Annotated in this window: 18 protein-coding genes; 5 read left to right on the top strand and 13 right to left on the bottom strand. The window is 61.9% G+C overall.

Annotated features, from left to right (window positions below):
* Window positions 1–4: 4 nt before the first annotated feature.
* From AB7783_RS00670 to AB7783_RS00650, 5 genes are all read right to left on the bottom strand, one after another.
* On the bottom strand, window positions 5–1,183 hold the full coding sequence (locus AB7783_RS00670; RefSeq protein ID WP_441276502.1) for an ABC transporter permease: 1,179 nt from the start codon (window positions 1,181–1,183) through the stop codon (window positions 5–7).
* Window positions 1,183–2,289, bottom strand: coding sequence for a microcin C ABC transporter permease YejB (locus tag AB7783_RS00665; protein ID WP_068736211.1), 1,107 nt, complete (start codon window positions 2,287–2,289; stop codon window positions 1,183–1,185). Before AB7783_RS00665 ends, AB7783_RS00670 begins: the two co-directional genes overlap by 1 nt.
* Before the next feature lies 1 nt (window position 2,290).
* Window positions 2,291–4,147, bottom strand: a complete 1,857-nt coding sequence (locus AB7783_RS00660) for an extracellular solute-binding protein (protein WP_441276501.1) — start codon at window positions 4,145–4,147, stop codon at window positions 2,291–2,293.
* 14 nt (window positions 4,148–4,161) lie between these two features.
* Entirely contained in the window at window positions 4,162–6,063 is a 1,902-nt protein-coding gene (locus tag AB7783_RS00655; protein WP_441276500.1) for an extracellular solute-binding protein, read from the bottom strand.
* 234 nt (window positions 6,064–6,297) lie between these two features.
* Window positions 6,298–6,846 (bottom strand): c-type cytochrome, encoded by a 549-nt coding sequence (locus AB7783_RS00650; RefSeq protein ID WP_068736206.1) that lies wholly within the window; start codon window positions 6,844–6,846, stop codon window positions 6,298–6,300.
* Between the two features lie 208 nt (window positions 6,847–7,054).
* Between AB7783_RS00650 and AB7783_RS00645 the strand changes: the two genes are divergently transcribed.
* The gene (locus tag AB7783_RS00645) at window positions 7,055–7,795 is read left to right on the top strand and encodes a 3-deoxy-manno-octulosonate cytidylyltransferase (protein ID WP_441276499.1); all 741 of its coding nucleotides are present in this window, start codon (window positions 7,055–7,057) and stop codon (window positions 7,793–7,795) included.
* A gap of 45 nt (window positions 7,796–7,840) precedes the next feature.
* The gene (locus AB7783_RS00640; RefSeq protein WP_068736325.1) at window positions 7,841–8,689 is read left to right on the top strand and encodes a prephenate dehydratase; all 849 of its coding nucleotides are present in this window, start codon (window positions 7,841–7,843) and stop codon (window positions 8,687–8,689) included.
* A gap of 9 nt (window positions 8,690–8,698) precedes the next feature.
* Here AB7783_RS00640 and AB7783_RS00635 read toward each other — a convergent pair whose 3' ends face one another.
* The 3 genes from AB7783_RS00635 to AB7783_RS00625 form a co-directional block, all read right to left on the bottom strand.
* On the bottom strand, window positions 8,699–9,109 hold the full coding sequence (locus AB7783_RS00635; RefSeq protein ID WP_089261564.1) for a YciI family protein: 411 nt from the start codon (window positions 9,107–9,109) through the stop codon (window positions 8,699–8,701).
* A 78-nt stretch (window positions 9,110–9,187) separates the two neighbouring features.
* On the bottom strand, window positions 9,188–9,634 hold the full coding sequence (locus tag AB7783_RS00630) for a VOC family protein (RefSeq protein ID WP_441276498.1): 447 nt from the start codon (window positions 9,632–9,634) through the stop codon (window positions 9,188–9,190).
* A 39-nt stretch (window positions 9,635–9,673) separates the two neighbouring features.
* Window positions 9,674–10,690 carry an LLM class flavin-dependent oxidoreductase gene (locus AB7783_RS00625; protein WP_441276497.1) on the bottom strand — a complete coding sequence of 339 codons (1,017 nt, stop codon included), beginning with the start codon at window positions 10,688–10,690 and terminating at the stop codon, window positions 9,674–9,676.
* A gap of 413 nt (window positions 10,691–11,103) precedes the next feature.
* Between AB7783_RS00625 and metF the strand changes: the two genes are divergently transcribed.
* The 3 genes from metF (at window position 11,104) to AB7783_RS00610 (ending at window position 16,732) form a co-directional block, all read left to right on the top strand.
* Complete coding sequence (metF, locus tag AB7783_RS00620) at window positions 11,104–12,003, top strand: methylenetetrahydrofolate reductase [NAD(P)H] (RefSeq protein WP_441276496.1); 900 nt, start codon at window positions 11,104–11,106, stop codon at window positions 12,001–12,003.
* A 4-nt stretch (window positions 12,004–12,007) separates the two neighbouring features.
* Window positions 12,008–15,853, top strand: coding sequence for a methionine synthase (gene metH, locus AB7783_RS00615; protein ID WP_441276495.1), 3,846 nt, complete (start codon window positions 12,008–12,010; stop codon window positions 15,851–15,853).
* A 630-nt stretch (window positions 15,854–16,483) separates the two neighbouring features.
* The gene (locus tag AB7783_RS00610) at window positions 16,484–16,732 is read left to right on the top strand and encodes a hypothetical protein (protein WP_089261574.1); all 249 of its coding nucleotides are present in this window, start codon (window positions 16,484–16,486) and stop codon (window positions 16,730–16,732) included.
* Window positions 16,733–16,818: 86 nt separating this feature from the next.
* Here AB7783_RS00610 and glpK read toward each other — a convergent pair whose 3' ends face one another.
* The 5 genes from glpK to pimC form a co-directional block, all read right to left on the bottom strand.
* Complete coding sequence (gene glpK, locus AB7783_RS00605; protein WP_441276494.1) at window positions 16,819–18,318, bottom strand: glycerol kinase GlpK; 1,500 nt, start codon at window positions 18,316–18,318, stop codon at window positions 16,819–16,821.
* A 91-nt stretch (window positions 18,319–18,409) separates the two neighbouring features.
* A complete protein-coding gene (locus AB7783_RS00600) occupies window positions 18,410–19,612 on the bottom strand; it encodes an FAD-dependent oxidoreductase (protein ID WP_441276493.1) in 1,203 nt (400 codons plus the stop codon).
* Window positions 19,613–19,875: 263 nt separating this feature from the next.
* Complete coding sequence (locus AB7783_RS00595; RefSeq protein ID WP_320447125.1) at window positions 19,876–20,646, bottom strand: SDR family NAD(P)-dependent oxidoreductase; 771 nt, start codon at window positions 20,644–20,646, stop codon at window positions 19,876–19,878.
* Window positions 20,647–20,855: 209 nt separating this feature from the next.
* Window positions 20,856–21,998 (bottom strand): pimeloyl-CoA dehydrogenase small subunit, encoded by a 1,143-nt coding sequence (gene pimD / locus AB7783_RS00590; RefSeq protein WP_441276492.1) that lies wholly within the window; start codon window positions 21,996–21,998, stop codon window positions 20,856–20,858.
* Between the two features lie 216 nt (window positions 21,999–22,214).
* On the bottom strand, window positions 22,215–23,402 hold the full coding sequence (gene pimC, locus AB7783_RS00585) for a pimeloyl-CoA dehydrogenase large subunit (RefSeq protein WP_089261586.1): 1,188 nt from the start codon (window positions 23,400–23,402) through the stop codon (window positions 22,215–22,217).
* Window positions 23,403–23,421 lie beyond the last annotated feature (19 nt).

The following is a 23,421-nucleotide window of genomic DNA, read 5'->3' as shown; positions in this document are numbered from 1 at the left end:
GGCCCTACCTGAACGTCTTGCGCGGATCGAAGGCATCGCGCACGCCCTCGCCGATGAAGATCAACAGCGACAGCATGATCGCCACCGCAAAGAAACCGGTGAAGCCGAGCCATGGCGCCTGCACATTGGCTTTGCCCTGCGACAACAGCTCGCCGAGCGACGGCGACCCCGGCGGCAGACCGAAGCCGAGGAAATCCAGCGCGGTCAGTGTCATCACCGAGGACGAGACGATGAACGGCAGGAACGTCATGGTAGCGACCATGGCGTTCGGCAGCAGATGCCGGATCATGATCTTGGCATTGGATACGCCGAGCGCCCGCGCCGCCATGATATATTCGAAGTTGCGACCGCGCAGGAATTCAGCGCGCACGAGGCCAACCAGCGATACCCATGAGAACAGCAGCAGAATGCCGAGCAGCACGAAGAAGCCGGGCACCAGCACCGATGACAGGATCAGCAGCAAATAAAGTGACGGGATCGCACTCCAGATTTCGATGAAGCGCTGAAAGGCCAGATCAACCCAACCGCCGAAATAGCCCTGCACACCGCCGGCAGCGATGCCAATGATCGACGAGACGATGGTAAGCGCGAGACCGAATAGCACCGAGATGCGGAAGCCGTAGATCAGCCGCGCAACAACATCGCGGCCCTGATCGTCGGTGCCGAGCCAGTTATATTCAAGGTCGCGGCAGCTCTTGAGGCCCTTCTTCTCGACCACCGGCTTGCACTGTTCTTCAGTGAGCATCCATGTCGGTTTAGACGGTGCCGGCGTCGGCAGATCGAGATTATGCGTATCGTAGGAATAGCGGATCAGCGGCCAGAGGATCGTGCCGTTCTTCTCGGCGATCAGCTTCTGCAGGAACGGGTCGCGATAATCCGCGGCCGTCTCGAAGTCGCCGCCGAAGGTCGTCTCCGAATAGGTAACGAAAGCCGGGAAATACATCTTGCCGTCGAACTTGATGAAGAACGGCCGGTCATTGGCGATCACCTCGGCGAACAGCGAGATGAAGAACAGGAACAGGAAAAGCCAGAACGACCAGTAGCCACGGCGATTGGATTTGAAGTTCTGCCAGCGGCGCTGGTTGAGTGGCGAGATGCCGAGCGGATGCCGCGATGGCGGCACGGCTTCGCCGAACGGCGACTGTGTGGTGCTCTCCACGGGAAGGGGCGCGGTGATGGTCATCAGACTTCTCGCGCCTCAAAGTCGATCCGCGGATCGATCCACATATAGGCCAGATCGGACAGCAGGTTCACCACCAGACCGACCAGCGAGAAGATGAACAACGTGCCGAACACCACGGGATAATCGCGGTTGAGCACGCTCTCGAAGCCGAGGAGACCGAGCCCGTCGAGCGAGAAGATCGTCTCGATCAGCAGAGAACCCGAAAAGAAGGCGTGGATGAATGCGCCCGGGAATCCGGCGATCACGATCAGCATGGCATTGCGGAAGATGTGATTGTAGAGCACCTGCCGTTCGTTGCAGCCCTTGGCGCGTGCGGTCATCACATATTGCTTACGGATTTCATCAAGGAACGAGTTCTTGGTCAGCAGTGTCATGGTGGCGAAGGCGCCGAGCACCATGGAGATCAGCGGCAGCGTCATGTGCCAGAAGTAGTCGATGATCTTCCAGTACCACGGGAACTGGCTCCAGCCGTCCGAGGTCAGACCGCGTAGCGGGAAGATGCTCCAGAACGATCCGCCTGAAAACAGGATGATCAATAGGATTGCAAACAAGAAGCCGGGAATGGCGAAACCGACAATGATGACGGCTGAGGTCCAGGTGTCGAAGCGCGAGCCGTCCTGCACCGCCTTGCGGATGCCGAGCGGGATCGAGATCAGGTAGGTGATTAGCATCATCCAGATACCGAGCGACATCGAGACCGGCAGCTTCTCCTTGATCAGTTGCAGCACTGTCGTGTCACGGAAGTAACTCTTGCCGAAATCGAAGCGGGCGAAGTTCCACAGCATCAGCGCGAAACGTTCCGGCGCCGGCTTGTCGAAGCCGAACTGCTTTTCAAGGCTCTTGACGAAATCCGGATCAAGCCCCTGCGCGCCGCGATATTTCGAATTCACCGCGTCGCCTGCGGCGCCCGGCTGCGCACGGTTGCCGAAGTCGCCGCCGGACGAGCCGGAGACGCGCGACGCGCCGGTATCGGCACCGCTGAGCTGTGCGATCACGCGCTCGACAGGACCTCCGGGCGCAAATTGCACCACCACAAAGGAGACGAACAGGATTCCCAACAGCGTGGGAAACATCAGCAGCACGCGCCGTGCGATATATGCGCCCATGCTATTTGGCCTGCTCACTTGAAGGTTTTGCGGACGCCCACCACAGATCGGGGGCACCGACGCCGATATATTTCGGCAGATTGGCGGGATGGCCGAACACATCCCAATAGGCCACGCGATGCGAGGCGGAGTACCATTGCGGCACCCAGTAGCGGCCGGCGCGGATGACACGATCCAGCGCTCGCGCCGCGAAAACCAGCTTGGGCCGCGTATCGGCGGCGATGACTTCGTTCATCAGGGCATCGACCACAGGATCGGAAATGCCGGCGAGATTGTTCGAGCCCTTGGTCGCTGCCGACTGCATCGAGAAGAACGAACGCAGCGAATCACCGGGAATGGTGGAAAAGCTGAAACGTTCGATGGCCGCATCGAAGTCGAAATCGTCGCGGCGTGCGCGGAATTGCACGGGATCGACAAGGCGCACACTGGCCTCGATACCCAGCGTGCCGAGATTCTTGATATAGGGCATGTGATGCGCCTGGAAAGCAGGCTCATCGAGCAGAAACTCGATCTTGAACGGCTCACCCTGCGCCGTCATGCGCTTGCCGTCCTTCATTGCGCAACCTGCGTCGTTCAGGAGCTGGATGGCCTTGCGCAGCAGCGCACGGTCCTGACCTGATCCATCCGATGTCGGTGGCAGATAGGGCGCTCCGAAAACCTCGGCCGGCACCTTGTCGCGGAATGGCTCCAGCAATGCGATCTCTTCCGGCGACGGCGCGCCGGTCGCCATCAGGTCAGAGTTCTGGAACGGTGACACCGTGCGCACATAGGCGCCATACATGATGGTCTTGTTGGTCCATTCGAAATCGAATGCGTTACCGAGCGCCTCGCGCACACGCGGATCCTTGAACTTGGCGCGGCGTGTGTTGAGGAACCAGCCCTGCGCACCGGACGGTGTGTCGTCGGGCAGCATCTCCTGTTTGACCCGGCCATCCTTCACCGCCGGGAAATCGTAACGCGTGTTCCAGATGCGCGAGGTGAACTCCTCGCGATACAGATAATTGCGGCCGGTGAAGCCTTCGAAAGCCACGTCGCGGTCGCGATAGAAGTCGAACCGCACCGTATCGAAATTGTAGCTGCCGCGATTGACCGGAAGGTCCGCGGCCCACCAGTCCTTCACACGATCGAATTCGATATAGCGTCCGACCTCGAAGCGCCCGACCTTGTAGGGGCCGCTGCCGAGCGGCGTCTCCAGCGAGGTCTCATCGAATGCGCGTTTGTCGTAATAGGCCTGCGAGAAGATCGGCATGCCGGCGACAAACAGCGGCACATCGCGGCCGCGTTTCTCGGCGAATGTCACCACCAGCGTCAGGTCGTCCACAGCCTCGGCCTTCACCATGTCGCGCATCTGCTGCGTGATGATGGGATGGCCCTTCGTCTTGAGGGCCGTCAATGAGAATGCCGCATCGCGTGCAGTGAGCTTGCTGCCGTCGTGGAAGCGAGCTTCCGGCCTCAGCGTAAAACGATAAGTCAGGCCATCGGCAGAGATCTGCACGGACTTCGCGACCAGCCCGTACATCGCGTCTGGCTCGTCGCCCGCACGCACCATCAGCGGGGCGAAGGTCATGCCCATGCCCTGCGCGCCGTCGCCCTTCAGAACATAGGCGTTCAGCGAATTGAAGGTCTGGAACGACTGGTTGAATGCACGGCTCGACGGCACCGTCGAGAAGGCGCCGCCCTTCGGCGCCTTGACGTTGACGTAGTCGAAATTCGGAAAATCGGCCGGATATTTCAGATCGCCAAAGGCGGAGATGCCGTGGGCTTCGCTCGGCGCCTGTGCCAAAGCGGGGCTGAAGCGCGAAGCCGCGATAGCGCCGATCCCGAGACCCAGCACGTGCCGACGATTGAGCTGCGCCATGCGCGATGTGCTCCTCAAGAGCGCTTGCCGATCTTTGCGGCCTTGTCGGCGTCGTACCACCAGATGGCTGGGAAACCCGACTGGCCGTATTTCGGCGGCTCGGGCGGTCGGCCAAAGCGATCCCAGCGCGCGGTGCGGACCTTGTTGTAGGTCCATTGCGGCACCACGAAGTTATTCCACAGCAGCACGCGATCCAGCGCCTTGGTCGCAGCGACGAGATCGTTGCGGTCCTTGGTGAAGATCACGCGATCGATCAGCTTGTCGATCGCAGGATTCTTGATGCCGACGATGTTGCGTGAGCCGGCCATATCGGCAGCCTGCGAGCCCCAGAATTCACGCTGCTCGTTGCCGGGTGACAGCGACTCCGGCCAGGACGACACGACGATGTCAAAATCCCAGGTCCGCAGCCGGTTCTCATATTGGGTGGCATCGATGGTGCGGACCGACACGCCGATGCCGAGACGTTCGAGCGACGGCTTGAAGAACAGCATCACGCGCTCGAAAGAAGGATCCTCGCCGAGCAATTCCAGCTCAAACGGCGCACCGGTCTTGGCATTGACCAGTTTGCGATCACGGACTTCGTAGCCCGCTTCCTTGAACAATTGTAGCGCTTCGCGAAGATTGCCGCGTACATTTTCAGCACTGCCACCGACCGGATTCGTATAGGGCTTGGTGAAAACCTCCGGTGGCACTTCGGCACGCACCGTCTCCAGAATCTCCAGCTCCTTGCCTTCCGGCAGGCCCGACGACGCAAGCTCGGTGCCGTCGAAATAGCTGGAGATGCGCTTGTACTGGCCGAAGAAGATCTGCTTGTTCATCTCCTCGAAGTCGAACGCATAGTTCAGCGCGCGGCGAACACGCGCATCCTTGAACTTGTCGCGGCGAATGTTGAGCGCGAAGCCCTGCATGATGCCCGACGAGCGATTGAGGAATTCTTCGAGGATGACGCGCTTCTCGGCCACCGCCGGAAAGTCATAGGCCGTCGCCCAGTTCTTGGCGCTGTTCTCGGTGCGCCAATCCACCTGGTCGCCCTTGAAGGCTTCGAGCGCGACGGTCCCGTCACGGAAATACTCGTAGCGCAGCTCATCGAAATTATTGCGACCGACATTCACGTTGAGGTCGCGGCCCCAATAGTCTTTCACGCGCTCCACCGACACCGAACGGCCCGGCACGAAATCCTTGATGCGGTAGGCGGCGCTGCCGAGCGGCACCTCCAGCGTGGTGCTGCCGATGTCGCGCTTGGCGCCGGAAGCGTTCGTGCCCTCCCACCAGTGCTTGGGCAGCACGGTGAGCTGGCCGACGATCTGCGGCAATTCGCGGTTGCCGGGTGCATCGAAGGTGAACTTGATCTCGCGCTCGCCGACCTTCTCGGCCTTCACCACATGGCGGTAATAGGCAGAATATTGCGGGTGATATTTCTTGAAGGACTCAAGCGAAAAGATCACGTCTTCCGGCGTCACCGGCTTGCCGTCATGCCACCTGGCATTCGCGCGCAACCGGTACGACACCCAGGAATAATCCTCGGGGTGGCTGACGGCTTCGGCCAGTAATCCATATTCGGTCGAGACCTCGTCCAGCGATCCCGTTGTGAGAGACTCGTAGATCAGCCCAACGGCACCCGCGAGATTGCCCTTCACGCCGGCCACCGCAATGTTGAAATTGTCGAAGGTGCCGATGGCGATCTGGCGGACGGTGCCGCCCTTGGGCGCTTCCGGATTGACGTAGTCGAAGCGCTTGAACTCCGCCGGATACTTGATCTCCCCGAACAGGGACAGCGCATGGCGCCATTCTGCACCTTTTGCCGCAGACTGGGCACTTGCTGCATCGATGACGGAGAGGCTGCCCGTACCACCGATGACAGGGGCAAGTGCGGCGAAGGCGCTGGTCTGGAGAAGGCGGCGTCGGGAAATCGTCAATGTGCTGAATCCTGTGAACCGAAGCAGTCTATTAGAACGGTCATATAAGGCGAGGGTTCGACCGATTATGCCGGCTTTTCCGCAGGATACCACCCGTCACGCTGGTTGCATCCTAACGCGTTGCGGCCAAACGTCCCGCTTAAGCTTTGGTAATGCAGATACGAAAACGGCCAGGCTGAGCCTGGCCGTTTAATCGATGATAAATTACCAAGGAACAGCGTTACGACACCGTCCTCATTTCGCTGCAGTGGGCAGCGGCACCGGCTTATCGGCGAGAGTTGCCAGATAGGCGATCACGTCGGCGCGCTCGCTATCCTTTTGAATGCCGGCGAAGCCCATGGCCGTGCCCGGCACGGTGCCCTTCGGATTGGCGATGAACTTGTTCAGCTCCTCGAAGGTCCAGGTGCCGCCCTTGGCCTTCATGCCCGCCGAGAAGTTGAACCCGGCCTTGCCTTCGCCCACCTTCTCATTGACGACGCCGAACAGGTTCGGGCCAACGCGGTTCGGACCGCCCTTTTCGAATGTATGGCAGGCAGCGCACTTCTTGGCTGCGGTTGAGCCCTTCTCGACCGAAGCGGTCTGCAGCAGCTTCTCGATCGGTTCGGACGGCGCGGCAGCGGCCTTGGCACCGCCGGCAGCCTCTTCCTTCACGGCGATATCAAAGCCGGGCTTTTCCATATGCTTCGGTGAAAACACGGCCTGGGCGGTGAAATTCGTCACCATCAGAACCAGGCAGGTGCCGAGAATGGCGCCCATAATCTTGTTGAGTTCGAAGGAGTCCATAGTCGAAAAGCCCCACGCCGTTTTAGGTCATTGGAAGGCCGCTCCAACGGCCTCGACACACTCAGGAATCACGTTCCTGCGGCCCTTGGGCCTGCCGTTTTGAGATAACGGTTTGCCCATCCTCTGGCAACCCGTATAAACGCCGCGCCCTTTGATCTGCATCATACTTTTCGGGGGGAAGATCACTGGAATCCAAGCCGATTTTGACATGACAGACACACGCACCCTGGTGCTCATACCCGCCCGCATGGCCGCCACCCGCCTGCCCGGCAAGCCTCTACTCGATATCGGCGGGCTGCCGATGATCGTGCATGTGGCGCGACGCGCCAAAGAGGCCGGTCTGGGCCGTGTCGCCATCGCCACCGATACGGCCGACATCGCGGACGCCGTTAAAGCCCACGGGTTCGAGGCGGTCATGACCTCCCCGGACCATCCATCAGGGTCCGACCGGATATTTGAGGCCCTGTGCAAACTGGACCCGGCCGGGCACGTCCAGACCATCGTCAATGTCCAGGGCGACCTGCCCACTATTCCGCCGGGCGACATTAGCGCCGCGGTCCGCCTGCTCGACGACCCCGCGGTCGACATCGCGACCCTGGCGACCGAGATCCACAAGGATGACGAACATACCAATCCGAGCGTGGTGAAGCTGATCGGCTCGCCAGCCGGGCCCGACCGGCTGCGTGCGCTGTATTTCACCCGCGCCACGGCGCCCTATGGCGACGGGCCCCGCTACCATCACATCGGGCTTTATGCCTATCGGCGCGCCGCGCTCGAAGCCTTCGTCAAACTCGCGCCGTCGACACTGGAGCTGCGCGAAAAGCTCGAACAGCTGCGCGCACTTGAGGCCGGCATGCGGATCGATGCCGCCATCGTCGATAGCGTCCCACTGGGCGTCGATACGCCCGCCGATCTCGAAACTGCCCGCCGCCTGCTGGCAAAAACCTGAGCGACTGATACAAGGCCCGCCATGACCATTCCCAAAAATCAGATCATGAAGATCGCATTCCAGGGCGAGCCCGGCGCCAATTCCCATATCGCCATCGTCGAGGCGTTTCCGAATGCCGAGCCGCTGCCGTGCGCCACCTTCGAGGATGCGCTGGCCGCGATCACCTCGGGCGAGGCCGATCTCGGCATGATCCCGATCGAGAACTCGATTGCCGGCCGCGTCGCCGACATCCATCATCTGCTGCCGCAGTCGGGCCTGCATATCGTCGGCGAGTGGTTTCTGCCCATCCACCACCAGATGATGGCGCTGCCCGGCGCGAAGCTCACCGACATCAAGACGGTGGAAAGCCACGTCCACGCGCTCGGCCAGTGCCGCCGCATCATCCGCAAGCTCGGCATCAAGGCCATCGTCGCCGCCGACACTGCGGGCTCGGCCCGCGCGATTGCCGAACGCGGCGACAAGAGCTGCGCCTCGCTGGCCTCGCGGCTCGCGGCAGATATCTACGGGCTCGAAATTCTCGCCGAGGACGTCGAGGACGAGGATCACAACACCACGCGTTTCGTCATCCTTTCCAAAGACGCCAAATGGGCGCCGCAGGGCTCCGAACCGCTGGTCACCAGTTTTGTTTTCCGCGTCCGCAACCTTCCTGCGGCGCTCTACAAGGCACTCGGCGGCTTCGCCACCAACGGCGTCAACATGACCAAGCTGGAAAGCTACATGGTCGACGGCGAGTTCTTCGCCACGCAGTTCTACGCCGATGTCGACGGCCATCCGGATGACCGCAACCTCGCTTTCGCGCTCGAAGAGCTGAAGTTCTTCTCACGCGAATTCAGGATCGTCGGCGTCTATCCGGCGCATCCTTTCCGCGCGACCTTCGGCGAACCGACCTCGTAACCGGCAAGTTCAGGACGACGCCGGCCGGACGTGATCGGTCAGCGCATGCGTCGCCGCCATAGGCGAACCGGGCAGAAATAGCTGAACCGGACGGATTTCATAGACCGCAGTCGGATTGACGCGGCGCAGATCGCGCGCGGTCGCGACGGCGTCCTCACGGGTCGCACAATCGACGACATAGAAGCCGAGCAACTGCTCCTTGGTCTCGGCAAAAGGACCGTCGATGATCACGCCAGCGCCGGGTCCGCGCAAGGTGAATGCACCCTTGGTACCTCCGAGACGCGCAGCCGGCCCCATCCGGCCGTCGGCCGTCAGCTTCTCGTGAAGCTCATGAAGATTGGCCATCACCGCAGTGTCTTCGTCGGCCGTCCAGGACACGACGACGTCTTCGACGTGATAGGCCAGAATTGCATAGAGCATAGGTTTTACCTCGTGTGGTGACGGCGCCGATCCAAGGACGTTTCGGTAGTCCCGATCCCGACATTGCCTCTCGAAACTTTACGACGCCTCGCAAATTGACGCATCCGCCGCAACCAACTCGACGATATTGCCGTCCGGATCGGTGACGTAAATGGAGCGCCAACCGATCCATCGGTGTTCGTAGGTGTTCGGCTTGAAACCCGCTTTCGTCAGGGCATCGAGAGCAGGCTGATAGTCCGATAACGCAATCTCCAGCGCAAAGTGATGCAGAGTGGGCGCCCGCGAATCGGGAGCGGACCATTCCGTGTCGTCACGATTGGACGGCTGATCGGCCCTGAAAAGGCCGATGATACGGTGATGGCCTTCAAAGCCGTCCTCCACTTTGAGAAACACGATCCGATCGTCGAAGGCGCGCAGCAGACTGAGGCCAAGGACATCTCGATAGAAACTGACCGCGCGCGGCATATCGCGGACACGCAGAACAACTTCGCCAAGGCCACGCGGTGTTACCAGAGGCGCCATCATCCCCTCCCATTGTCGCGGCGCTCGCTAACCTCGCTGCGCCTAGGCTGCTGCTCTCTGCAATTGAAATACATCCGCCAACAGATCATAGGACCGCTTCCGCGCCTCATGATCATACATCGCGGTAATGACCATCAACTCATCGGCCTGGCATTCGCTGACGAGCGGCTGCAGCTTTTCCAAGACTGTTGACGGACTGCCGACGAACAGCCGTGAACGATTGCGCGCGATCTTCATCTTTTCGCTGTCGCTATAGGGATAGGCCAGCGCCTCTTCGACGCTCGGCAGCGGCGCGTATTCGCCGCGGTCGCGGCGGAGGCGATTGAGGTCGGCCGACGAGGCCAGCCGCTCGGCCTCGGCATCCGTCTCCGCACAAATCACTGCGACGGCGAGAATCGCATGCGGCACCTGTCGCCAGCCGGATGATTTGAAGCGCGCGCGGTAATGCACCATCGCGTCGGCCGCATCGTGGGATGCGAAATGGTGGGCGAAAGCGAAACCCATGCCGACCTGCGCGGCCAGATCCGAACTGTAGTCGCTGGAGCCGAGCAGCCAGAGCGGCGGCAGTGGCACGTCATTCGGCATCGCCACGACCTTGTTATAGGGATGACCTTCCGGGAATTGCCGCGTCTCCCACAGTACCAGCTCGCTCAGTCGCTCGAGGAAATCATCGCCTTCACGGCCGGCAAAACGGTTACGCAGCGCGTAGGCTGTCGCACCATCGGTGCCCGGCGCACGGCCGAGACCGAGATCGATCCGGCCGGGAAACAGCGCCTCCAGCATCTTGAAGCGCTCGGCCACCATCAATGGCGCATGGTTCGGCAGCATCACGCCGCCGGAACCGACGCGAATATGCTGCGTCACTGCCGCAATCTGCCCGATCATGATCTCCGGCGCCGGACTCGCGACCGATGCCAAATTGTGGTGCTCGGCCAGCCAGTAGCGGACATAGCCGAGGCGATCGGCATGTTTGGCCAGATCTATGCTGTTGCGGAGCGCGCCCGCGGGCGGCGTGCCTGACGTGACGACCGAGAGGTCGAGAATGGACAATGGGATCATGGCGCCAAGCTAGTGCCTGCGCTGGAGAGGGCAAAGAGCGTTTTGGGCCACCAACGCCTCCCCCAAACGCCGACGGCAGCAAGAGCCGCCTCTCGTGGGACGAATTCTGATATAAGAATAATTGCACGACATCTGCCCACATACACCGTCCATAGATCAAAGTGGCTAAATTGGCTATTTAAAGCCATATTCTGGCAGTTTTGCGGGAAACCGGCGCTGCCCACTTATATTCCAATGAGGGAAATTACGCGGAGATATCTGCCCTTAGTTGGGCCAATTCCCACCCTAAAACCGCTCTAGATGGGCTATTTCAGTCACCGACCATAGCCTATCTTTGTGCAGTGCAGCCAAAGTCCCTTGGACTTGGCGCCAGATGACACCCGGTACCGCTTCGTGCGGTGGAGTTCGACGCGATGACCGAGATCAACCCGGCCACCCCCACCAAGCTTCCCAATATCTCCTTCGAGTTCTTCCCGCCGAAGACCGAGGAGATGGACCGCACCCTGTGGGACACCATTGAGCGCCTGGCGCCGCTGAACCCGTCCTTCGTGTCGGTGACCTATGGCGCCGGTGGGTCGACGCGCGAACGCACCCACGCCACCATCGTCCGTCTGCTCAAGGAGACCGCCCTCACCCCGGCGGCGCATCTGACCTGCGTCGGCGCGCCGAAAAGCGAAATCGACGATGTCGTAACCCGCTATCATGAGGCCGGCGTTCGCCACATCGTGGCCCTGCGCGGCGATCCGACCACGGGCATCAGCACGGAATATATACCGCACCCCGACGGTTACAAGACCTCCGCCGATCTGGTCGCCAGCATCCGCAACCGCTATCCCGATATCGACGTCACCGTCTCCGCCTATCCGGAGAAGCATCCCGAGAGCGCCGACTTCGATGCTGACATCGATACGCTGAAGGCGAAAGTCGATGCCGGCGCGACTCGCGCCATCACCCAGGTGTTCTTCGATAACGATCTCTACTTCCGCTACCTCGACAAGGTCCGCGCCCGCGGCATCGATATCCCTGTGCTGCCCGGCATCATGCCGATGCATAATTTCAAGCAGGCGAGAGCCTTCGTCACCCGTGCTGGCACCACAGTGCCCGACTGGCTCGCCGCCAAGTTCGACGGCCTCGATAACGATGCCGAGACACGCAAACTGGTAGCCACCACCGTGGCCGCTGGCCAGGTGCAGAAGCTCGCCAAGCAGGGCGTCTCCGATTTCCATTTCTACACGATGAACCGCGCCGATCTCGTTTTCGCCATTAGTCACCTGTTGGGCTTCCGGCCGAACGGCGCGCAGAAAGCTGCCTGATCTCATGTCCGTACCCGTTTCGCCGAAGCGTACCGAACTGCTTGCCGCCGCTGCCGAGCGCATTCTCGTGCTCGACGGTGCCATGGGCACTATGATCCAGGGCCTGCAATTCGACGAGGCCGCATTCCGCGGTGAGCGCTACAAGAATTTCCACCGCGACCTCCGCGGCAACAACGACCTGTTGATCCTGACGCAGGCCGACGCCATCGAGGACATCCACGCGCAATATCTGCGCGCCGGTGCCGACATCGTCGCCACCAACACCTTCTCCTCGACCTCGATCGCGCAGGCCGATTATGACCTGCAGGACATCGCCTATGAGATGAGCCGCGAAGGCGCGCGCCTCGCCAAGAACGCCGCGATCACCGTCGCTGCCGAGGACGGCAAGCCGCGCTTCGTCGCCGGCGCCATCGGCCCGACCAACCGCACCGCCTCGATCTCGCCGGATGTCGCCAATCCCGGCTATCGCGCGGTGACCTTCGACGATCTGCGCATCGCCTATAGCGAGCAGATCAACGGTTTGCTTGACGGCGGCGCCGACCTCCTGCTGGTCGAAACCATCTTCGACACGCTGAACGCCAAGGCGGCGCTCTATGCCATTGCCGAAATCTGCGAGGCGCGCGGCATCGACGTGCCCGTGATGATCTCCGGAACCATCACCGACAAGTCAGGTCGCCTGTTGTCAGGCCAGATGCCGGAAGCGTTCTGGAATTCGGTGAAGCACGCCAGGCCAGCTACCATTGGCTTCAATTGCGCCCTCGGCGCCGAAGACCTGCGCGCGCATATCGCCGATATCGGCCGCGTCGCCGATACCCTCGTATGCGCCTATCCGAATGCCGGCCTGCCCAACGAATTCGGCCAGTATGACGAGAGCCCGGAATTCATGGCGGGGCTGATCGGCGAGTTCGCTGCCAGCGGCCTCGTCAATGTGGTCGGCGGGTGCTGCGGCACCACGCCGGACCATATCGCGGCCATCGCCAAGGCCGTCGCGCCGCACAAGCCGCGCGTTGTGCCGGAGATCGCCCCGCTCCTGCGCCTGTCAGGTCTGGAGCCGTTCGAACTGACCTCGGTGATTCCCTTCGTCAATGTTGGCGAGCGTACCAACGTCACCGGCTCGGCTAAATTCCGCAAGCTGATCACCGCCGGCGACTACACCGCCGCGCTGCAAGTGGCGCGCGACCAGGTCGAGAACGGCGCGCAGGTCATCGACGTCAATATGGACGAAGGCCTGCTCGATTCCGAAGCGGCGATGGTCGAATTCCTCCATCTGGTCGCCTCCGAGCCGGATATCGCCCGCGTGCCGGTGATGGTCGACTCGTCGAAATTCAATGTCATCGAAGCCGGCCTGAAATGCGTTCAGGGCAAGCCGATCGTCAATTCGATCTCGATGAAGGAAGGCGTGGAGAAATTCATCCATGAGGCCAAGATCGCGCAGCGCCATGGCGCCGCCGTGGTCGTGATGGCCTTCGACGAGGTAGGCCAGGCCGATACATTCGCGCGCAAGACCGAGATCTGCAAACGCGCCTACGACATTCTGGTCAAGGAGCTGAACTTTCCGCCGGAAGACATCATCTTCGATCCGAACATCTTCGCCATCGCGACGGGCCTCGAAGAGCACAACAATTACGGCGTCGACTTCATCGAGGCGACGCGCTGGATCCGCCAGAACTTGCCGCATGCGCATATCTCCGGCGGCGTTTCCAACCTTTCCTTCTCGTTCCGCGGCAACGAGCCGGTGCGCGAAGCGATGCACTCAGTGTTCCTGTATCACGCCATCAAGGCGGGCATGGATATGGGCATCGTCAATGCCGGGCAGATGATCGTCTATGACGACATCGATCCTGAATTGCGCCAGGTCTGCGAGGATGTCATCCTCAACCGCGATCCCGGCGCCTCCGAACGGCTGCTCGAACTCGCCGAGAAATTCCGCGGCCAGACCAAGCAGGCCAAGGAACAGGATCTGTCCTGGCGCGAATGGCCGGTGGAGAAGCGGCTGAGCCACGCGCTGGTGCACGGCATCACCCAATATATCGACGAGGACACCGAAGCTGCACGCCTGACCGTGGCGCGCCCGCTGCATGTCATCGAGGGCCCGCTGATGGCCGGCATGAACATTGTCGGCGACCTGTTCGGCGACGGAAAGATGTTCCTGCCGCAGGTGGTGAAGTCGGCCCGCGTGATGAAGCAGGCGGTGGCCTACCTGATGCCGTTCATGGAGCAGGAGAAGGCCGACAATCTCGCCGCAGGGATCACCGGCGACGGCCGCAAGAATGCCGGCAAGATCGTGCTCGCGACCGTGAAGGGCGATGTCCACGACATCGGCAAGAACATTGTCGGCATCGTGCTCCAGTGCAACAATTTCGAGGTCATCGATCTCGGCGTCATGGTGCCGGCCTCGAAGATCATCGACACCGCCAAGGCCGAAGGCGCCGACATTATCGGCCTGTCAGGCCTGATCACGCCGTCGCTCGATGAGATGACATTTTTGGCCGGCGAGATGGAACGGCAGGGTCTGAAGATGCCGCTGCTGATCGGCGGCGCGACGACCAGCCGTGTGCATACCGCGGTAAAGATTGATCCGAACTACCGCGCCGGTGCCGTCGTACATGTCAACGACGCCAGCCGCGCCGTGGGCGTTGCCTCGTCGCTGCTGTCGCCAGAGAAGAGCGTCGCCTATGCGGCCGAGGTGCGCGCCGATTATGCGAAGATTTCTGCCGCGCATTTCCGCGCCCAGCAGGACAAGAAGCGCCTCTCGCTCATCGCAGCGCGCGCCAATGCGCATGTCGCGGACTTCAGCAAGACGGTGCGCAAGCCGACCTTCCTGGGCATCCGGACTTTCAGCGATTATTCGCTCGAAGAGCTTGCTGCCTATATCGACTGGACGCCGTTCTTCCAGACCTGGGAACTGTCCGGCCGTTTCCCCGGCATCCTCACCGACAGCGTGGTCGGCGAAGTCGCGACGTCGCTCTATGCCGATGCGCAGAAAATGCTCAAGCAGATCGTCGAGGAGAAGTGGTTCACGGCGAAGGCAACCATCGGCTTCTGGCCGGCCAACGCCGTGGGCGATGACATCCGCCTCTATGCGGATGACAGCCGCACAACTGAGATCGCGACGCTCTACACGTTGCGCCAGCAGCTCGAAAAGCGCGAGGGTCGCTTCAACGCTGCGCTCTCCGACTTCATCGCGCCAAAGACCTCGAATGTGCCGGATTATATCGGCGGCTTCGTGGTCACAGCGGGCATCGGCGAGGACATCATCGCCGACCGTTTCAAGAATGCGAATGACGACTATTCGTCGATCCTGTGCAAGGCACTGGCCGACCGTCTCGCCGAAGCCTTTGCAGAACGCATGCATGAGCGCGTGCGCAAGGAGTTCTGGGCCTATGCGCCGGACGAGAACATCTCGACCGACGATCTGATCCTTGAAAAGTATCAAGGCATCCGCCCTGCCCCCGGCTATCCCGCGCAGCCCGATCACACCGAGAAGGCGACGATCTTCAAATTGCTCGATGCGGAGAACACTGCGGGCGTAACACTCACCGAAAGCTACGCCATGTGGCCGGGCTCGTCGGTGTCCGGGCTCTATTTCAGCCATCCCGAGAGCTATTATTTCGGCGTCGGCAAGATCGAGCGCGATCAGGTCGAGGAATATGCTGCGCGCAAGGACATGAGCGTGGCCGAGGTGGAACGCTGGCTGGCGCCGGTGCTGAACTACATTCCGGGTGCCGGTGCCGAGCCTGCGCCGGTCGCCGTACCCGCGCCTGCCAATGACGAACTCGCGACCCATCCGCCGGGATGTAACTGCGCGGTGCATCTGATGTATCGCGGCAAGAAGGTCGGAGCGAAGTAGCGCTTTGCAAGTCGCAGGATGTGCTTGTCAAACAGCCAAGCTCTCGCATTCTCGCGGCGCTTGCGCGTCCGAGGTGTGAGCAGTGCCCCTCGAAACATGAGGGGTGGCGGCGCGCCGTGAGGCGCAAAGGGTGGTTTTATCGCGATCCGCTCCACCGGAACGCCGGCAAGCTGCAACCGCGCAACGCCTCACGGCGCGCCACCGCGGCGATTTCTGTCCCCGGGACCGTTCTTCCGGGCAAAGGCGCAGAGCTCCGCACTCCGCTGATCCCGACGGTTTCCCGCCGTTCACCAATGCCACGTCCAGCCAGCATGAGTGGCAGACCCCCGTAGTGGGGTCGGACGGTGACCCAAGGCCTCCCGAGTGCGCGGGGTACGTCACCCCACACCCGCAGGCGCCACATCCCAGTCCCACTTCAAGACGCCTCTAGAAGCGCCCCTCGCGAACGGGATAAAAGGCATATAGACCTATATAGGATTTTAGTCAATATGGCGCGAGGGATTATTTTCTCTCTACCACTGCCGCGACGAATTCCGGTCCCGGCAAAGTTATCGTTTCAATCCCGTGGCGACGGAACGATCAGGAAGGCCGCAGCTTGTCGTATGCGCAATATTTGCTTGGAGGGTTGAAATGAAACGTACCATGATCGCGACGGCAGCCGCGGCACTCCTGGGTCTGGGCCTGATGCTTCCAGCGAACGCCATGCCGGTCGGTGGGCTTGCACCTGCGAGCACCGCCAGCGACATCATCCAGATTCGTGGCCATGGCGGCGGACATCACGGCATGCACCGCGGCGGGCGTGGACATCATTACGGCTGGGGTCGCGGACGCGGCCATCATTATGGCTGGTCGCGCGGACGGCATCGCGGCTGGCGCTAACAACCAACAACAGGCACGGTCAGCCTGACATGACCATTATAGGAGCCGCCCGCACAGGCGGCTCTTTCTGTTTGGTGAGCAAGCTTTCAATCTTTCCCCGGATCGCTCGCCAATACGCCCTTCACTGCCTGCGCCCAGCCCTTCAGTTTTCGTGTCCGTGTGGCTTCGCTCATGGCCGGCTTGAAGCGGTGTTCGAGCCGCCAGTTGTCGGCGAATTTGGCAGGCTCCGGAAATACGCCGGCCGTGAGACCGGCGAGATAGGCAGCACCCAGCGCGGTGGTTTCCTGGATCATCGGGCGATCGACTGGTGCATTCAGGAGATCGGCGAGACGCTGCATGGTCCAGTCCGATGCGGTCATGCCGCCATCGACGCGCAGCACCACGGTGGCGGCGGAGACATCCGGCCAGTCGGCGCGCATCGCCGCGTAGAGATCGCGCGTCTGGTAGCAGACGCTTTCCAGCGCGGCATGGGCGAGTTCGGCCGGGCCGGTGTTGCGCGTCAGTCCGAACAGCGCTCCGCGCACATCGGGATTCCAGTAAGGCGCGCCGAGGCCGACAAAGGCCGGGACCAGATAGACCGATTGTGAAGAATCGTTCTGATCCGCGAGCGGCCCGCTTTCGGCCGCGCTCTTGATGATGCCGAGCCCGTCACGCAGCCACTGCACGGCGGAGCCGGCAACGAAGATCGAACCTTCCAGCGCATAGGTGCGCACGCCGTTGAGCTGATAGGCAACCGTGGTGAGCAGCTTGTTCTTCGATTGCACCGGCGTCGTACCAGTGTTGAGCAGGGCAAAGCAGCCGGTGCCGTAAGTGGACTTGATCATGCCCGGCGCGAAACAGGCCTGCCCGATGGTTGCAGCCTGCTGATCCCCGGCAATACCACCGATCATGATCGTGCCACCGAACAGATCGGTGCTGCCGAAATCCGACGACGAGTCCTGCACCCTGGGCAGCATCGCCTTGGGCACGCGCAGCAGCTTCAGCAGTTCGTCATCCCATGCGCCGGTGTGGATGTTGAACAACTGCGTGCGCGAGGCATTGGTGGCGTCGGTGGCGTGCACCCTGCCCGCCGTGAGCCGCCACAGCAGATAGCAATCGACGGTGCCGAACAGCAATTCGCCGCGCTCGGCGCGGTCGCGCGCGCCGGGGACATGATCGAGAATCCACGCCACTTTCGTTCCGGAGAAATACGGATCGATGATCAGGCCGGTCTTTTGCGTGATCAACGGCTCATGGCCGTCGGCTTTCATCTGCGCGCAGATCTCCGCGGTGCGGCGGTCCTGCCAGACGATGGCACGGTGCACAGCCTGGCCGGTGACGCGGTCCCACACCACCACCGTCTCGCGCTGATTGGTGATGCCGATCGCGGCAATATCCTTCGCGGTCACGTCGGCCTTCTTCATCGCCTCGCGGCAAACGGCCAGCGTCGAGGTCCAGATATCCTCCGGCTCATGCTCGACCCAGCCGGAGGCCGGGAAATGCTGCGGGAATTCCTGCTGCGCGGAGGCCGCGATCGAGATGTCGGCGCGGAAGATCATCGCGCGCGAGGATGTGGTGCCCTGATCGATGGCCATCACGAAAGACATGACGTTTCTTCCCGAAAGATTGTGGTCGCGTTGTGTTGGGAGGCGCAGGCAACCGGATTAGCGCGGGCGCGTCAAGCGGCAGCGCCGGCGGTCAGGTCGCCGAGTCGATCATCATGACCAGAGCGGACGCGACCATCGCCAGTTCGCGCGGCAGCGTCTCGCGGGCCCGCCGCACCATGCCCTCGCCCAGCCGGCCGAAGAAACGTGCCCAGCGCTGTGTCCGCCAATACAGCGAATTCTCGACAGTGACTGAGCGCAACTTGAACGCCTTGCCGGTGGCCCAGGCGTCGCATTCCAGTTTCAGAGGATCGGCGTAATATTGCGCGATCTTCGCCGCATCCATGCCGGGTGTGGCCAGCCAGATCGGGATGTGCACGCTGCAAAGCTGTGCGACATCAGTGAACACCTTGTCGGTGCCGGTGCCGCTGCCCGGGCACGGCGAGGCAAAGGCATCGCCCACCAGCACGACACCGGGCTGGACCACGTTGTCGCTCTCGTAGAGATCGATGGGGCGGATCTTGATATCGCCGGATATCTTGTAGTCGCCGATCAGCGCGCGCAGTTTCGGCAGGCAGGCGTCAAGCGCCGCCTCGGGCGTCCGGCGCATCTGGCGAATCCAGGGATCGTCGGTCTCGCGATAGACGAACAGATTGCCGCGCATCGTGTCGCCGATTGGGAACAGCGTGACATAGGCGGTGCGATGAACCGTGGTTTCCGCGAAATAAGTGAGCGCCGGAAAGGCAAAACGTTCACGGCCGACGGGCGCGATATCGAAACCCACCGAGATCGAATGATTGGCCGAGATGACCGGGCGGCCGATATTGAGCTGATTGCGCAGGCTGACGCTGGCGCCGTTGGCGAGCACAACGAGACGCGCGGAAATCTCCTCGCCATTGGACAGGCCGATGGTCTGACGGTCATCCGATGTGGCGATCGACGTCGCCTTGGCGTGAATGGTCTCGACAGATGACGGGATCTGGCCGCGCACGGTATTGACCAGCGTGTCGTAGAGAAAGCCGTGCTGCTGACTGGGGCGCTTGTCGATCACGCGGCCGAAACGCGCGATCCAGATCTCGTCGTCATGGGTGGCGGCACCGAGCACCGCATCGACGAGACCCGTCTTGCGGAGCCGCTCGAGCTGGACGCCGCCGCTGATCTTCTCGCAGCGGAGTTCGGGCGGATGGACCTGATGCGGCTCGATCAGGATCGCAGACACACCGGCGCGACCGAGCATCGCCGCAGCCGTCGACCCGGCGAGGCCGCCACCAATGATCGCGATATCCGTCTGCCGCACGGGAACTCTCCAGCTGCGGCTATCCGTGCGCCCGAAATGTTAAAAAACGGGAAAGGATTGAGGCAGGCGGCAAGTGGCTACCGCCGGAGGTTTGTTTCGCGGGATTTCTTACCCTCCCCTGCAGGGGGAGGGTCGGCGATCATCGCGCGCAGCGCGGTGAGAGGCGGCGTGGGGTGAAGCTGCGGGCGACAGCGTCTGTGGCACCCCACCCCGACGAACGCTACGCGTTCATCGACCCTCCCATTCAGGGGAGGGTAAGGACGTCACACCGATGCGGTCGTCACGCCGCCGTCGATGACGATGGTCTGGCCGGTCATGAAGGTGGAGGAATCCGAGCCGAGATAGGCGACGGCACCGGCGATCTCGTGGGGCTCGCCGATCCGGCGCAGCGGCGTGGTTGCGGTGCGGCGCTTGAGATTGGCCTCGTCTTCCCACAACGCCTTCGCGAAGTCGGTCTTCACCAGCCCCGGCGCGATGCAATTGACGCGCACGCCCTTCGGTCCCCATTCGCCGGCGAGACTGCGGCACAGGGAGAAGTCGGCAGCCTTGGAGATGCCGTAGGCGCCAATCACCGTGGAGCCGCGCAAGCCGCCGATGGAAGAGATAATGACCACCGAGCCCTTGCCGCGCTCGGCCATCGCCGGGATCGCCTTGGCGCAAAGCCAGATGTTGCTCTTGACGTTGGAGCCCATGATCTTGTCGAAGGCTTCGTCCGCAATATCGAGCAACGGACCGTAATAGGGATTCACCGCCGCATTGCAGACCAGAATGTCGATCGGGCCGTAGTGCTTCACCGTGCCGTCGATCAGGCCTTCGACTTCGTCGCGGCGCGAGATGTTGCACGGGATGACATGGGCATCGCCGCCATTGGCCTTGATGCCATCGACCACGGCCTGACAGGCATCGGCCTTGCGGCTGGAGACGACAACCTTGGCACCGAGGCTGGCGAGCAATTCCGCGGAGGCCTTGCCGATGCCGCGGCTGGACCCGGTGATGACGGCGACCTTGCCGGTGAGATCGAAGGGATTTTTCACGGGCGGTCTCCTTGTTGTTGATTGATTTTAGCGACGGCGCATTCCTTCTCCCCGCATGCGGGGAGAAGGTGGCTCGAATGCGCGTAGCGCGTTCGAGTCGGATGAGGGGGACTCTCCACGAGTTCATGAGCGCGTGGAGAGTCCCCCCTCACCCGGATTGCTTCGCAATCCGACCTCTCCCCGCAAGCGGGGAGAGGTTAAGAGCAGAGTTACTCCGTGATCCCGCCCGCCTGCGCGACGCGGCGCAGGTGATAATCGGCATCGCCGAACTGCTGCTCGATCATGGTCAGCCGCTTGAAGTAGTGGCCGATCTTGTACTCCATGGTCACGCCGACGCCGCCATGCAGCTGCACGCCGCCCTGACCGACGAAGCGCGCGGAGCGGCCGATCTGCACCTTGGCAGCGGCGACCGTCTTGGTGCGTTCGTCAAGATCGGTGAAGCTCGACGCCATCGAGGCCAGGAACGACATGCTGCGCGCGGTTTCCAGCGCGGTGAACATGTCGGCTGCGCGGTGCTGCAGCGCTTGGAACGAGCCGATGGCGACGCCGAACTGCTTGCGCTCCTTGATGTATTCGACGGAGATCTTCAGCGCTTCTTCCATCGCGCCGACCGCTTCGGCGCACAGTGCGATGCGCGCGTCATCGACGACCTGATTGACGATCGACAAGCCATCCTCGGCATTGCCGATCGCGGCGTCAGCGCCGACTTCGACATTGTTCAGCTTGATATCGGCGGCGCGGCTGCCATCCTGCGTCTCATAGCCCTTGATGTCGACGCCCTTGGCATTGGCGGGCACCAGGAATACGCCGACGCCCTTGGCATCGCGCTGGCCACCAGCGGTGCGCGCGGTGACGATCAGCGTATCGGCGGTGTCGCCGTGACCGACGACGAATTTCTCGCCGGACAGCACATAGCCCGAACCGTTCTTCTTGGCTGAGGTCGTGACATCACCGAGATCGTAGCGCGAGTTCTTTTCGACCTGTGCGAAAGCCATGGTCTTGGAGCCGTCGATGATCCCGGGCAGATGCGCAGCACGCTGCTCCGCCGAGGCGCGGCGTAGGAAGCCGCCGCCGAGCACCACCGTGTCGAGATAGGGCTCGACCACGAGATTACGGCCCAGCGCTTCCATCACGATCATGGTCTCGATCGGACCGGCACCGAAGCCACCGTCATCTTCCGAGAACGGCAGGCCGAGCAGCCCCTGTTCAGCAAACTTGCCCCAGACGTCGCGGCTCCAGCCGCCCTTCTCGGCGCGATACTTCTTGCGAGCCTCGAATTCGTAGGACGATTTCAGCAGGCCGTCGACGCTGTCCTTGAGGAGGCGTTGCTCCTCGGAAAGATCAAAATCCATTTTTCTTTTCTCTCGGATCGCGCGGGTCGCGCGTGGTGAATTGTCTTGGCTCCCTAACCTCTCCCCGCTTGCGGGGAGAGGTCGAGGCCTGAGCGATAGCGAGGGCTTCGGGTGAGGGGGACGATCCTCGTGCTCTGAGCCCGCGGAGGCTCCCCCTCATCCGTCGCGGACTACGTCCGCGCCACCTTCTCCCCGCGCGCGGGGAGAAGGTAAAACTTACAGCCCCAGCACCGCTTTCGCGATGATGTTGCGCTGGATCTCGTTGGAGCCGCCATAGATCGACACCTTGCGGTAGTTGAAATAGGTCGGCGCGATCGGCGAGGCCCAGTCGCCCTCCTCGTTCTGCCCCTCGCCTTCCGGCATGAACGGCAGTGCGAATGGGCCGGTGACTTCGAGCAGCAGCTCGGTGAGCGTCTGCTGGATTTCCGAGCCCTTGATCTTGAGGATCGACGAGGCCGGATCCGGCTTGCCCTTGCCGTGCTTGCCTTCGGCCGCGACGACGCGCATCTGCGTCAGTTCGAGCGCCTTCAGCTCGATCTCGGTCGCAGCCAGCTTCTGGCGGAACTGCGGATCCTCGATCAGCGGCTTGTCACCGGACATCACGCTGGACGCCAGCTCCTTGATGCGGCGGATGCGCTCCTTCGACATGCCGACGCGCGCGATGTTGACGCGCTCGTTGCCGAGCAGGAATTTCGCGTAGTCCCAGCCCTTGTTCTCTTCACCGACCAGATTCTCGGCCGGCACCACGACCTCATCGAAGAACACTTCGTTGACTTCGACGCCGCCATCGATGGTCTGGATCGGGCGGACGGTGATGCCCTTCGACTTCATGTCGATGAGGATGAAGGAGATGCCCGACTGCTTCTTCGCATCGGGGTCGGTGCGACAAAGGCAGAAGATCCAGTCGGCATGTTGCGCGAGCGTGGTCCAGGTCTTCTGGCCGTTGACGATATAGGTATCGCCCTTCTTCTTCGCCGTGGTCTTCAGCGAGGCGAGGTCCGAACCCGAGCCCGGCTCCGAGAAGCCCTGGCACCACCAATCGTCCATATTGGCGATGCGCGGCAGGAAGTGCTTTTTCTGCTGCTCATTGCCGAAAGTGTAGATCACCGGACCGACCATGTTGACGCCGAACGGCAGCGGCGGCGGCGCCGGGGTCTTCTGCAGCTCTTCCAGGAAGATGTACTGCTTCGCGGCGCTCCAGCCGGTGCCGCCATATTCCTGCGGCCAATGCGGGACGGCCCATCCCTTCTTGTTGAGCGTGCGCTGCCAGTTCACCAGATCGTCTTTGCTGGTGTGATGACCTTCCTGCAGTTTCTTGCGCACCGCCGGGTCGAGGCTTTCGCGGAAAAAGGTGCGCACCTCGTCGCGGAATGCTGTTTCTTCTTTGCTGAAGCTCAGATCCATCGGATCCTCCTTGTGAGCA

The sequence above is a fragment of the Tardiphaga sp. 172_B4_N1_3 genome (genome assembly GCF_052076035.1).
GTDB lineage: Bacteria > Pseudomonadota > Alphaproteobacteria > Rhizobiales > Xanthobacteraceae > Tardiphaga > Tardiphaga robiniae.
Note: the sequence above shows the minus strand (reverse complement) of the source record. Positions and strands in the feature narration are given on the sequence as shown.

What these genes read in the sequence shown, in the direction of transcription:
- AB7783_RS00670 (WP_441276502.1), bottom strand. Translation starts at nt 1,183, where the DNA reads ATGACCATCACCGCGCCCCTTCCCGTGGAGAGCACCACACAGTCGCCG.
- AB7783_RS00665 (WP_068736211.1), bottom strand. Translation starts at nt 2,289, where the DNA reads ATGGGCGCATATATCGCACGGCGCGTGCTGCTGATGTTTCCCACGCTG.
- AB7783_RS00660 (WP_441276501.1), bottom strand. Translation starts at nt 4,147, where the DNA reads ATGGCGCAGCTCAATCGTCGGCACGTGCTGGGTCTCGGGATCGGCGCT.
- AB7783_RS00650 (WP_068736206.1), bottom strand. Translation starts at nt 6,846, where the DNA reads ATGGACTCCTTCGAACTCAACAAGATTATGGGCGCCATTCTCGGCACC.
- AB7783_RS00645 (WP_441276499.1), top strand. Translation starts at nt 7,055, where the DNA reads ATGACAGACACACGCACCCTGGTGCTCATACCCGCCCGCATGGCCGCC.
- AB7783_RS00640 (WP_068736325.1), top strand. Translation starts at nt 7,841, where the DNA reads ATGAAGATCGCATTCCAGGGCGAGCCCGGCGCCAATTCCCATATCGCC.
- AB7783_RS00635 (WP_089261564.1), bottom strand. Translation starts at nt 9,109, where the DNA reads ATGCTCTATGCAATTCTGGCCTATCACGTCGAAGACGTCGTCGTGTCC.
- AB7783_RS00630 (WP_441276498.1), bottom strand. Translation starts at nt 9,634, where the DNA reads ATGATGGCGCCTCTGGTAACACCGCGTGGCCTTGGCGAAGTTGTTCTG.
- AB7783_RS00625 (WP_441276497.1), bottom strand. Translation starts at nt 10,690, where the DNA reads ATGATCCCATTGTCCATTCTCGACCTCTCGGTCGTCACGTCAGGCACG.
- metF (WP_441276496.1), top strand. Translation starts at nt 11,104, where the DNA reads ATGACCGAGATCAACCCGGCCACCCCCACCAAGCTTCCCAATATCTCC.
- metH (WP_441276495.1), top strand. Translation starts at nt 12,008, where the DNA reads ATGTCCGTACCCGTTTCGCCGAAGCGTACCGAACTGCTTGCCGCCGCT.
- AB7783_RS00610 (WP_089261574.1), top strand. Translation starts at nt 16,484, where the DNA reads ATGAAACGTACCATGATCGCGACGGCAGCCGCGGCACTCCTGGGTCTG.
- glpK (WP_441276494.1), bottom strand. Translation starts at nt 18,318, where the DNA reads ATGTCTTTCGTGATGGCCATCGATCAGGGCACCACATCCTCGCGCGCG.
- pimD (WP_441276492.1), bottom strand. Translation starts at nt 21,998, where the DNA reads ATGGATTTTGATCTTTCCGAGGAGCAACGCCTCCTCAAGGACAGCGTC.
- pimC (WP_089261586.1), bottom strand. Translation starts at nt 23,402, where the DNA reads ATGGATCTGAGCTTCAGCAAAGAAGAAACAGCATTCCGCGACGAGGTG.